The following is a 12,700-nucleotide window of genomic DNA, read 5'->3' as shown; positions in this document are numbered from 1 at the left end:
CCTGAAATATTTATCTTAATGCTCGCGGAAAGGCCGCTATAACCAGGAATCCTCATGGAAAACACTGAAAAGTTAAAAAACAGCAAAGAAGTTATCGCATATATTGCTGAATGTTTCCCTAAGTGCTTTACTTTAGAAGGTGAAGCAAAACCACTTAAAATTGGTATTTTTCAAGATCTTGCGGAGCGTCTAACCGACGACCCGAAAGTAAGCAAGACACAGCTTCGTGCAGCGTTAAGACAGTACACTTCATCATGGCGTTACCTACACGGTGTTAAACCGGGTGCTGTACGTGTTGATCTAGATGGTAACCCATGTGGTGAACTTGAAGCAGAACATGTTGAACACGCGCAAACTGCACTAGCTGAAAGTAAAGCAAAGGTGCAAGCTCGTCGTAAAGAGCAAGCACAGAAGGCTCGTGAAGAGGGTAAGGCGAAAGCGAAACCAGCTAAAAAGCCACAAAACCGTCGCCCACAAGCGAATAAAGCACCAAAGGCCAAACAGCCAGTAGAAACACGTGCACTTAATGCTGATGAAATTACCATTGGTAACGAAGTGAACGTAAATATGGGCAAAGGAAATATGGCTGCGACTATCGTTGAAATTAATAAGGAAGATGTGCGCGTTCAACTGACTAACGGCCTACAAATGGTTGTTAAAGCGGAGCACCTGCGCGCATAAAGGAGATACTCCTACGCATGAAATGCCGTTCAAAAATGTCGCTGATTGCTGCTAGCCTATGGCTAGCAGCGTCTTCAGCTCACGCCGTTGATGCTAAAATCAAACTAGAGGACCTTCCGGTTCTTGTTCCTGAAGCTCAACACCAAACTGCTAGTAAACGAGTTACTTCTCGCTTTACCCGTTCTCATTACAAACACTTTTCCCTTGACGACAAGTTTTCTCAAGCCATTTTCGAGCGTTATATCGAAATGTTGGATTACAATCGAAATGTGTTTACGCAAGCTGATGTCAATTCGTTTAATAAATACGCGGTTGCTATTGATGATCAATTGAAATCTGGTGATAACCAGATCGCATTTGATGTGTACAATTTATCGATGAAGCGTCGTTATGAACGCTTTAAATATGCGTTATCGTTACTCGACAAAGAAATGTCGTTTGATGTCGATGAGTCCATTCAGCTCGATCGTAGTGAAGCGAATTGGCCGAAAGATAAAGCAGAGCTTGATGAGTTGTGGCGTAAGCGGGTGAAGTATGACGCGTTGAATCTCAAACTGACTGGCAAAGACTGGAAAGAAATCAAAGAGATTTTAGGCAAACGTTATAACAACGCATTAAAACGCTTGAGCCAAACGCATAACGAAGACGTATTTCAGCTCTACATGAATGCGTTTGCGCGTGAAGTCGATCCTCATACCAGTTACTTAAGTCCTCGAAGCGCAGATCAATTCCAAACAGAAATGAATCTGTCTTTAGAAGGGATTGGTGCTGTATTGCAAATGACGGACGATTATACCGTTATTCGTTCATTAGTTGCTGGTGGTCCTGCTTCTAAGAGCAAGCAGCTCGCTGAAGGCGATCGCATTATCGGTGTTGGTCAAGAAGGCGAAGAGCTTGTTGATGTCATTGGTTGGCGATTGGATGATGTTGTTCAGCTTATCAAAGGGCCTAAAGGCACAAAAGTTAACTTGCAAGTGTTACCTGAGGGTAAAGATGCGAAAGCGGAAGTGATTACGCTGATTCGCGACAAGATTCGTCTGGAAGATCGCGCCGTTAAATCTGAAGTCTTTGAGAAGGACGGCAAAAAGGTGGGTGTCTTAGAGGTACCAAGCTTTTATGTTGGACTAGCAAAAGATACAGATAAACTGATCACTCAGCTTAAATCAGATGGTGTTGAAGGCATTATTGTTGATTTGCGAAATAACGGTGGTGGTGCATTAACGGAAGCGACTGCATTATCTGGACTGTTTATCGAGAGTGGTCCTGTTGTGCAAGTCCGTGATAGTTACGGCCGGGTTAATGTTAACAGCGATACCGATGGCAAAATCAGCTACACAGGACCGCTAATGGTCTTGGTTAACCGTTATAGTGCTTCGGCTTCTGAGATTTTTGCGGCAGCAATGCAAGATTACGGTCGTGGCATTATTTTGGGTGAGAACTCATTTGGTAAAGGAACCGTACAGCAACATCGTTCTTTGAATCATATTTATGACCTGTTTGATAACGAATTAGGTTATGTTCAGTATACGATTCAGAAGTTCTACCGCATTAATGGTGGAAGTACACAGAACAAAGGTGTGGCTCCGGATATTGCATTCCCTACAGCAGTGGATCCAAGTGAAACTGGTGAAAGTATGGAAGACAATGCATTACCATGGGACAGTATTGATCATGCCAAGTATCTTAAGTTACAAGGTAACGAAGCACTTATTGGTAAACTGACGGCTAAGCATCAGGTGCGAATTGCTAAAGATTTAGAGTTCCGATTTATTGCTGAAGATATCAAGCGCTACAAAGCAGAAAAAGACGACAATATGTTGTCTTTAAATGAAAAAATGCGCAAAGAAGAGAGTGATAAAGCGGATGATGAACGTTTAGAACGCATTAACCAGCGTCAAAAAGCACAGGGACTGAAAGCCTTCAAAACGCTTGATGACGTGCCAAAAGACTATGAAGCACCAGATGCGTATCTGGATGAGTCAGTTGCGATTATGGTTGATATGATTCGTTAATCTCTAACTTATTGAAATACAAAGCGAGCTTATATAGCTCGCTTTTTTTATGCCAATAATTAATGTGATTTAGATCGAAAATTTAGCGTTATTCAGAACGGCAACCTACGCTTAAAAGGTAAGTGAGGGATGCGCTATGAGATTCATTATTATTGTTTTAGCTTGCTTAAGCTTTTCGCTTTCAGCGAATGACACAAAGAAAAAGAATGATTTAACACAATTTGACTCGCCATTCTTGATTGGGGATTGGTATTTGATAAATCCAGAACCTGAAAAGTCTTCTGAGAATTTTTTGGCGATCAAATTAACACTGGACTCAAACTATAACTTCAAGATCGATATCCAGAAGAAAGATTATAGTGTGGATCATTGGGAAGGGCTCTACACTGCAAACGAGAATACAATTATCTTGGGAGTGGATTCATCAGAACCACAACTGTATGAATACTCAGTCAACCACAACTTGCTGAATCTGAATGGTGTAACGTTTACTAAAGCGTTATCTAACTCATTAGCAGGGATCTGGTCAAGTAAGCACCTTTCTGGCGAGGATATCCATGATGCACATCGGATGGATTTAGTGCTGCAACCAGACTTTATTTTTATGTTTAAAGTGAGAAATCAATCCGGTGATGAAGCGGTACATAGAGGTGTTTATTACACCGAAGGTAATCACTTGGTACTGCTGTATGAAAATGGAGAGCATGATACTCGCTACACTTTAAACAGCGATACTTTAACGCTAGAGATTGAGGAAGGCGGTATGTACGCAGTCCTAAATAGGATACGTTAACCATCTACAGATGGATTAAAAAATAGTCAATATGATTGTTTGATAGAGTTTTGATAGCAAAATAACTAGGTATTTAAGGTTTATACCTCGTTTTTTTGCATTTAGAGTTGTAAGCTTCTTTGACATACTTTGTGTTCAGAAGGATTTAGACATGGCTCTAACACCACAAGCCAAATATCGTAAAGATTATCAATCACCAAGTCACACGATTACCGATATCGATCTAACATTTGATTTGCATGATACGGCAACAACCGTCACGGCAGTTTCTAACGTCAAACAAGTATCAGATAACACCTCACTGAAATTAGACGGTGAAGGTCTTGTATTAAAGCGCGTAGAAGTTGATGGTGAAGAGTGGACGAACTACCAAGAGGCTGAAGGGTGTTTAGAGTTACACCAGTTACCTGAGCAGTTTAATTTAACCATTATTACTGAAATAAACCCTGAAGCGAACACGGCTTTAGAAGGGCTCTATAAATCAGGTGGCGCATTCTGTACTCAGTGTGAAGCCGAAGGCTTCCGCCGTATCACTTATTATATGGACCGTCCGGATGTGCTAGCAAAGTACACAACGAAAGTGATTGCAGATAAAGCTGAGTATCCATTTCTATTAAGTAACGGTAACCGAATTGCAGAAGGTGAACTTGAAGCAGGTCGTCATTGGGTTCAATGGCAAGATCCGCACCCTAAACCAGCTTATTTGTTTGCCCTAGTTGCTGGCGATTTTGATGTATTACGTGACAAATACATCACACGATCTGGTCGTAATGTTGAGCTTGAAATCTTCGTTGATAAAGGGAATTTAGACCGTGCTCCGCACGCGATGACGTCGCTGATTAACTCGATGAAGTGGGACGAAGAACGATTTGGCCTAGAGTACGATCTCGACATCTATATGATTGTTGCTGTCGATTTCTTCAACATGGGCGCAATGGAGAATAAAGGGTTAAACATCTTTAACTCTAAATTTGTCCTAGCAAATGATAAAACGGCAACAGATACGGATTATTTAGGCATTGAAGCGGTTATTGGCCATGAGTATTTCCATAACTGGACAGGGAACCGAGTGACATGTCGAGATTGGTTCCAGCTAAGCCTTAAAGAAGGTTTAACCGTATTCCGTGACCAAGAGTTTTCTTCTGACCTCGGTTCAAGGGCTGTGAATCGAATTAACAATGTTCGCATTATTCGTGGTCCTCAGTTTGCCGAGGATGCTAGCCCGATGTCTCATCCAATTCGACCTGAGAAAGTGATTGAGATGAACAACTTCTACACGCTAACCGTGTACGAAAAAGGCAGCGAAGTCATTCGAATGATGCACACTTTGCTTGGTGAAGAAGGGTTCCAGAAAGGCATGAAGTTGTACTTCGAGCGTCACGATGGTACGGCGGCTACTTGTGAAGACTTTGTTTCTGCGATGGAAGATGCTTCTGGTGTGGACTTAAAACAATTCCGTTTATGGTATAGCCAATCGGGTACACCAAAGCTAAAAGTGTCGAGTGAATACAATGAACTGGATAAAACTTATTCGCTGACGGTTGAGCAATCAACGGAAGCGACACAAGACCAAAATGACAAACAAGCATTACATATTCCGTTTGATATTGAACTGTATCAAGCAAATGGTGATGTAGTTGAGTTACGCCGTAACAATTCTCTAGTAAACAATGTTTTGAATGTGACTAAAGACAAGCAAACATTTGTTTTTGAAAACGTGAATGAAAAACCAATTCCATCAATGCTTAGAGAATTCTCAGCACCAGTCGTTATGGAATATGATTACAGTGATGAAGAGCTGACTTTCCTAATGGTTCACGCGCGTAATGAATTTGCGCGATGGGATGCAGGGCAGATGCTCTTGGCAAAATACATTCGCAGTAATGTACAAGCCGTTCAAAATGATGAACAGTTTGATTTGCCAGACTCTGTTATCGATGCATTCCGCGGTGTTCTATTAAACGAAAACCTCGAACATGCGTTCATCGCGGAAATGTTATCGCTTCCAAGTCACAATGAAGTTTTCGGTTGGTATAAGCAAGTTGATGTTGATGCTGTAGCATCCGTCCTAAAGTCAATCAAAGTTAAATTGGCAACTGAGCTGGAAGACGAGTTCAGTGCAATTTACCACAGCTTGAAACAAGCGAACTATTCGATAGAACACTCAGCAATTGGTCAACGTTCGCTACGTAACACCGCACTTTCTTATCTTGCGTATACCGAGCAAGGAAATCAGTTAGCGAAAGCTCAATATGAGCAAGCAAACAATATGACAGATACGATTGCCGCAATGTCAGCAGTGAACAGCGCACAGCTTGAATGTCGTGAAGCGTTGATGGCAGATTACAGTGCAAAATGGAAACATGATGGTTTAGTCATGGATAAATGGTTTGCGTTACAAGGTGCAAACCCTTCAGAAGATGTTTTGGATGTTATTAAACAAACGATGGGCCATGAAGCATTCAGTTTGAAAAACCCAAATCGTACGAGAAGTTTAATTGGCTCATTCTTGAATATGAACCCTGTTCGTTTCCATGCGAAAAGTGGTGAAGGTTATAAGTTCGCGGGCGAAATTCTACGTGAACTTAACAGCAGCAACCCACAAGTGGCGTCACGTTTAATCGATCCATTGTTGAAATTCCGCAAATATGATGAAGAGCGTCAAGTTCTCATCAAGGCTGAGTTGGAATCACTGAAAGCATTAGATAACCTAGCTAAGGACTTGTTTGAAAAAGTGTCTAAAGCATTAGAATCTTAAAATATGACAGCCGGTAACTAAGGCAGTTACCGGCTCTTTATCTCGATGAACTATTACTATTTCTCACTGAACATTTCATATCAAACCTTCCTTTCTCATTATTCAGGGGCAGCAAGCTCAGTATTAGTGATTACAGACAATGGGTTACGGCTACAGCTTCCTGCAACACGATTTCGGCCTTTTTTAACCCAAATCGGAGTTAAAGGGCGCTTTCGACTGACAACTGACCAAGAAAACAAATTTATTAAGTTAGAAGTTCTGTGAGCAACTGATTTAATAGAGCTTTAAATAGAACCTTAATCACATTCTCAAACATTTCATCTTCTTAAAGGTTTAAATAATTAACCTTTTGTCAATAAAGCTTTTACAATAACCCTGCATTACCCGTGTTAAGCACTATGCTTACAACATCCCCAACAAAAACATACAATTCTAATTGTGGAGTGTGATTATGACCGCGCGTGAAACACTGATGCCGGTTCTGCTTGAAAAAGTATATAAGCTTATTCAAGACAAACTCGAGCTTGCTCATCAGCCTTTAGTCACTCAACTTGCTCAGCATCTTTTCAGCAATATTTCTCAAGATGATCTTGTGGAAAGAAATGAATCTGATTTGTATGGTGCCGTTGTTAGTCTTTGGCATCATATAAATGAAAAAAAACCGGAAGATATTTCCGTTCGAGTATTTAACCCATCAGTCAGTCGTCAAGGCTGGCAATCGACTCATACTATCGTTGAAATCGTCGTACCTGACAGCCCGTTCCTTGTTGACTCAACCAAAATGGCATTAAGCCGCCTTGGATTAGACTCTCACTTAATGTTGCATGGTCCAACACAAGTTGAGCGTTCAAAGCAGGGAGAGATCATCAATCTGAATAATGGTACTGGTGTTATGCAGTCCTTATTCCACGTAGAAGTAGACCGCTTAACGGATAAATCAGAAATGGCTTCTCTGAAAGAAGAGCTGTTATCCATTTTGCTCGATACGGGCCTTGTCGTTCAAGATTGGCTGCTGATGGTTGAAAAACTGGAAGAAGTAACGAACCAAGTTGAATCGAAACAAGGTAAGTTTGATATTGAGCGAGATCGTTGGGATGAAACTATCCAGTTTTTACGTTGGCTAGGGAATCACAACTTTACCTTTATGGGTTACAAAGAATATGACTTGGTTACAGTTGATGGTGACACCGAATTGCGTCCAACCAAAGAGAAAGGGTTAGGTCTTTTCGCGAATGAACATCGTGTTCGTAGCGTTAAACTTTCAAATTTCCCTGATTCAGCCAGACTTGAAGCGAAAAAGCCATTCTTACTTATTGTGACTAAAGGCAATACACCGAGTCGCATTCATCGTCCAGCGTATACCGATTATATCGGGATTAAAAAGTTTGATAAGAACGGTAAAGTGGTTGGGGAACATCGATTCACTGGTTTATACACGTCTGCGGTATATAACCAAAGTGTGTCCGGTATTCCGCTGATACGTGAAAAAGTAGGGCGAATTCTTGAAGCGAGTGGTTACCGTGAAGGCTCATATTCTTATAAAGCGTTACACAATATCTTAGAAAACTACCCAAGGGACGAACTGCTGCAAGCAAAAGAAGAAGAGCTGCTAGAAGTCGGCATGGGTGTCGTTCAGATGCAGGATCGTGATTTGCTTCGTTTGTTCGTACGAAAAGATCCGTTTGGTCGTTTCTTTAGCTGCATGGTTTATGTCACCAAAGATCGTTACAACACCGAATTACGACGTCAGACTCAGCGTATTTTGCAGCAGTATTTTGGTTGTGAACAAGAAGTTGAGTTCACCACATATTTTTCTGAAAGTCCTTTAGCTAGAACGCATTACATCGTCCGTGTCGATAATAACAACATGGATATCGACGTAAAAACAATTGAGCAAAACTTAATGGAAGCATCTTCTACATGGGATGATCGTTTGAAAGAAGCGATCATTGCGAACTTTGGTGAAAGCAAAGGATTACCGCTATCGAAAGATTATATGCGTGCTTTCCCCCGATCGTATAAAGAAGATGTGATGCCGGGATCGGCGGTTGCCGACATTGAACGACTTGAGTCACTAAGCGATGACAACAAATTGGGCATGTTGTTCTATCGTCCGCAGGAGTTGGGTAGTGATTCCAAAGCCGTCCGATTGAAACTCTATCATCGCGACGAACCTATCCATTTATCTGATGTCATGCCGATGTTGGAGAATTTGGGTCTTCGAGTGATTGGTGAATCACCTTATGAAGTAAGAAGTGCGAATGGACAGATTTATTGGATCCTAGATTTTTCTATGCTTCATAAGAGCGATAAGAGTGTTGATCTACGTGAAGCTCGCGATCGTTTCCAACAAGCTTTTGCTGCTATTTGGGCTGGTGAGCTTGAAAGCGATGGATTTAACCGCTTGGTGCTAGGTGCATCACTTACAGGAAGAGAGATCTCGATTCTTCGAGCTTATGCTCGCTACATGCGCCAAGTTGGTTTCCCGTTTAGTCAACATTATATCGAGGAAACCTTAAGTCATTATCCTGATCTTGCTAAAGGGTTGGTGGATCTTTTCGTTAAACGTTTTGATCCGAAACACAAAGGAAGTGAGAAAGGACAAAAAGACCTGATCAAGAAAATGATGGAACAGCTTGATCACGTAGAAAGTCTTGATGATGACCGGATCATTCGCCGTTACATGGAAATGATTACGGCGACATTACGTACCAACTATTATCAGCTCGACACGAATAAACAGAATAAGCCTTGGTTGGCATTGAAAATGAAGCCAAGTGACATTCCTGAAATTCCTCAACCAGTGCCTGCATTTGAGATCTTCGTTTATGCTCCAGATATTGAAGGTGTGCATTTACGTGGTGGTAAAGTTGCTCGTGGTGGCTTGCGTTGGTCTGATCGCCAAGAAGATTTCCGTACAGAAATTCTCGGGCTGGTAAAAGCACAGCAAGTTAAGAATACGGTTATTGTCCCAGTTGGCGCTAAAGGGGGCTTTGTCTGCAAACGCCAACACATGCTGACATCCCGAGATGAGATTTTTGCTGAAGGACAACGCTGCTACAAACGCTTTATCCGCGCATTGCTTGATGTGTCAGACAACATCATTGAAGGTGAAGTGATCCCTCCTAAAAATGTTGTTCGTCATGATGAAGATGATCCATACCTCGTGGTGGCGGCGGATAAAGGAACCGCAACGTTTTCTGATCTCGCTAACTCTGTGTCGGAAGAATACAATTTCTGGCTAGGAGATGCATTTGCCTCTGGTGGCTCAAATGGTTATGACCATAAAGCCATGGGCATCACGGCAAAAGGTGGTTGGGAGTCCGTTAAACGCCATTTCAGAGAAATGGGAATTAACTGCCAAACAACGGACTTTACTGCGGTAGGTGTCGGAGACATGGCCGGTGATGTGTTTGGTAACGGAATGCTGTTGTCGAAACATATTCGATTGCAAGCTGCGTTTAACCATTTACATATTTTCATCGATCCAAATCCAGATTCTGCTAAAGGCTGGGAAGAGCGTAACCGCTTGTTTAACTTGCCACGTTCGAGCTGGGAAGATTACAACCAAGAACTGATTTCAAAAGGTGGTGGCGTATTTTCTCGTAGAGCGAAGTCGATCAGTTTGACTCCAGAAATTCAGAAAATGATCGGTACGAAAAAGGCATCGTTAGCTCCAAATGATCTTATTAAAATGATCTTAAAAATGGAGGTCGATCTTCTTTGGAATGGTGGTATCGGTACATACGTTAAAGCTTCCACTGAAACTCACACCGATGTAGGGGATCGTGCGAACGATGTCCTTCGTATTGACGGAAAAGAGCTAAAAGCCAAGGTTGTTGGCGAAGGTGGTAACTTGGGTATGACTCAGCTTGGGCGTATTGAATACGCGTTGACTGGTGGCCGAGTAAATACCGACTTTGTCGATAATGTGGGTGGTGTAGATTGCTCAGATAATGAAGTGAATATTAAGATCTTCCTGAATACCTTAGTTGCGCATGGTGATCTCACCGTTAAACAGCGTAACCAGATACTGGAATCAATGGAAGATGAAGTGGGTGAAATCGTTCTAGATGATGCGTACTGCCAATCAGAGTCAATTTCAGTCACTGAACAACAAGGGGTTTCTTTAGTTAAGGAACAAATCCGCTTTATCCATACAATGGAGAAAGCAGGGCATCTTGATCGTGCATTGGAGTATATTCCTGATGATGAAACGCTTCTTGAACGCGAAAAACAAGGCTTTGCTTTAACAAGACCTGAACTTTCTGTACTGGTTGCATACGGTAAGATGGTATTGAAAGAGGAGCTAGTCCACGATGACATCGCAAATGATGAATATCACGGTCAGCAACTCATTAATTACTTCCCAACCGAGTTACGCCGTAACTATTCTGTTCATATGCAAGAACATCCATTGCGTTCAGAGATCATTGCTACTGCGCTAGCAAACCAAATGGTTAATGAAATGGGCTGCAACTTTGTTACTCGGCTTCAAGAAGAGACAGGAGCAAATGTTGTTGATATCGCCAATGCGTATGCGGCATCCCGTGAAATATATGGGTTAGGGCGAATATTGGAGCAGGTCCGTGAATTAGATAACGACGCGGAAACCTCAGCGCAATACGATATGATGTTTTATGTTAGACGCACTTTGAGAAGACTTTCTCGTTGGTTGTTGCGCAACCGAACTGGTAAGCAAAGTGTTAGGGAGTTAATTGAGTTGTACCAATCTGATGTTCATGCCATTACTGACAAACTGGATGACATGTTAGTTCCTGCTGAAGTGGAAGAACACAATGACATGGCTAAAGCATGGATAGAGAAAGGTATTAGTGCCGATATTGCGAGTTATGTGGCTCGTCTATCAAGTCTGTACTCAGTACTGGATATATCTACAGTGTCTCGTGAAAAAGGCAAATCCATCGAGCAGAGTGCTAAACTCTACTACAATCTTGGTGATCGATTGTCTCTGCATTGGTTCTTAAAACAAATCAATACTCAAGCCGTTGATAACCATTGGCAGGCATTGGCAAGAGCGGCCTTTAGAGAAGATCTAGATTGGCAACAGCGTCAATTGACAGGTCAGGTGTTAAGCTGCAGTTGCTCGGCAGAAGATCTTGATGTGATGAAAGAACTGGATCAATGGATCTCGAATAACGAACTCTCACTTCATCGTTGGGAAAATATTCTTAATGAATTTAAAGTGGGTTCCGTCCATGAATTTGCAAAATTCTCAGTCGCATTACGTGAATTAATGCTATTAAATTTGAATTGTTCCTCAAATGAGTAAATAATAAGGCCCCGTTTATACGGGGCTTTTTTCTTTCGGAGGCACAATGCTTTACCGCTTAGCCAGAACTGGCTTTTTCCAACTTGATGCCGAAAAGGCACATGATCTAGCAATTCAAAACTTCAAACGCTTTACCGGCACACCTCTTGATATTTTCTACCGTCAACAACTTCCAAATCGACCAGTCGAATGTATGGGCATTACTTTCCGTAACCCAGTAGGGCTTGCTGCGGGTTTGGATAAAAACGGCGAATGTATTGAAGCATTTGATGCGATGGGGTTTGGCTTCGTTGAAGTCGGGACAGTAACACCACGTCCTCAATCAGGAAATGATAAACCACGTTTGTTCCGCCTTGTTGAAGCGGAAGGAATTATTAATCGCATGGGTTTTAACAACCTTGGTGTAGATAACCTGATTGAGAATGTTAAGAAAGCTAAGTTTGATTGCGTACTTGGCATTAACATTGGCAAGAATAAAGATACTCCAATAGAAAAGGGCGCTGAAGATTATTTAATCTGCATGGAAAAAGTGTACGAGTATGCCGGTTATATTGCAGTGAATATTTCTTCACCAAATACTCCTGGATTACGTTCACTGCAGTATGGTGAAGCTTTAGATGAACTTCTATCTGCACTAAAAGAGAAACAAGCGGAATTAGCCGAGAAACACGATAAATATGTTCCACTTGCATTAAAGATCGCGCCGGATCTTAGTGATGATGAAATTAGTCAGATTTGTGAGTCTTTGATCAAAAACAACATTGATGGTGTGATCGCAACAAATACAACATTAGATCGCACAATGGTCGAAGGTATGAAGCATGCTTCAGAAGCTGGTGGTTTAAGTGGACGACCAGTACAGTCCCGCAGTACCGAAGTTGTGCGTAAACTTCATGAGGAGTTGGGTGATAAGTTACCTATCATCGGTGTAGGTGGGGTAGATTCATTTGTGTCTGCAAAAGAGAAACTGCTTGCGGGTGCAAAACTTGTGCAAGTGTACTCTGGCTTTATTTACCATGGTCCTGGTTTAGTACGTGATATCGTCAAAAACCTAAATTAAATTGGTGACGCCGTCACACTGACGTAACTATTAAAATCTAAGTATTTTCGAGAGGAAATGAGTAATCATTTCCTCTTTTTTTTTATTAATTCACCAATAGAAT

At 41.7% G+C, this 12,700-nt stretch carries 7 protein-coding genes; all 7 read left to right on the top strand.

The window, feature by feature from the left end:
- Positions 1-54 precede the first annotated feature (54 nt).
- Entirely contained in the window at positions 55-681 is a 627-nt protein-coding gene (gene proQ, locus ACQEXS_RS15120) for an RNA chaperone ProQ (protein ID WP_367986453.1), read from the top strand.
- Between the two features lie 17 nt (positions 682-698).
- Positions 699-2,693, top strand: a complete 1,995-nt coding sequence (prc, locus tag ACQEXS_RS15115) for a carboxy terminal-processing peptidase (protein ID WP_427014385.1) — start codon at positions 699-701, stop codon at positions 2,691-2,693.
- Between the two features lie 136 nt (positions 2,694-2,829).
- Positions 2,830-3,486, top strand: coding sequence for a hypothetical protein (locus tag ACQEXS_RS15110; protein WP_427011145.1), 657 nt, complete (start codon positions 2,830-2,832; stop codon positions 3,484-3,486).
- 151 nt (positions 3,487-3,637) lie between these two features.
- On the top strand, positions 3,638-6,244 hold the full coding sequence (gene pepN / locus ACQEXS_RS15105) for an aminopeptidase N (RefSeq protein ID WP_427014384.1): 2,607 nt from the start codon (positions 3,638-3,640) through the stop codon (positions 6,242-6,244).
- Between the two features lie 45 nt (positions 6,245-6,289).
- Positions 6,290-6,508 (top strand): DUF2835 domain-containing protein, encoded by a 219-nt coding sequence (locus ACQEXS_RS15100; protein WP_367986448.1) that lies wholly within the window; start codon positions 6,290-6,292, stop codon positions 6,506-6,508.
- Between the two features lie 187 nt (positions 6,509-6,695).
- A complete protein-coding gene (locus ACQEXS_RS15095; protein ID WP_367986447.1) occupies positions 6,696-11,537 on the top strand; it encodes an NAD-glutamate dehydrogenase in 4,842 nt (1,613 codons plus the stop codon).
- Positions 11,538-11,583: 46 nt separating this feature from the next.
- Entirely contained in the window at positions 11,584-12,597 is a 1,014-nt protein-coding gene (pyrD, locus tag ACQEXS_RS15090; protein WP_367986446.1) for a quinone-dependent dihydroorotate dehydrogenase, read from the top strand.
- Positions 12,598-12,700: the final 103 nt, after the last annotated feature.

This window comes from Vibrio sp. TRT 17S01 (assembly GCF_050113695.1).
Lineage (GTDB): Bacteria > Pseudomonadota > Gammaproteobacteria > Enterobacterales > Vibrionaceae > Vibrio.
Note: the sequence above shows the minus strand (reverse complement) of the source record. Positions and strands in the feature narration are given on the sequence as shown.

What these genes read in the sequence shown, in the direction of transcription:
- pyrD (WP_367986446.1), top strand. Translation starts at nt 11,584, where the DNA reads ATGCTTTACCGCTTAGCCAGAACTGGCTTTTTCCAACTTGATGCCGAA.
- pepN (WP_427014384.1), top strand. Translation starts at nt 3,638, where the DNA reads ATGGCTCTAACACCACAAGCCAAATATCGTAAAGATTATCAATCACCA.
- proQ (WP_367986453.1), top strand. Translation starts at nt 55, where the DNA reads ATGGAAAACACTGAAAAGTTAAAAAACAGCAAAGAAGTTATCGCATAT.
- ACQEXS_RS15095 (WP_367986447.1), top strand. Translation starts at nt 6,696, where the DNA reads ATGACCGCGCGTGAAACACTGATGCCGGTTCTGCTTGAAAAAGTATAT.
- ACQEXS_RS15110 (WP_427011145.1), top strand. Translation starts at nt 2,830, where the DNA reads ATGAGATTCATTATTATTGTTTTAGCTTGCTTAAGCTTTTCGCTTTCA.
- prc (WP_427014385.1), top strand. Translation starts at nt 699, where the DNA reads ATGAAATGCCGTTCAAAAATGTCGCTGATTGCTGCTAGCCTATGGCTA.
- ACQEXS_RS15100 (WP_367986448.1), top strand. Translation starts at nt 6,290, where the DNA reads ATGAACTATTACTATTTCTCACTGAACATTTCATATCAAACCTTCCTT.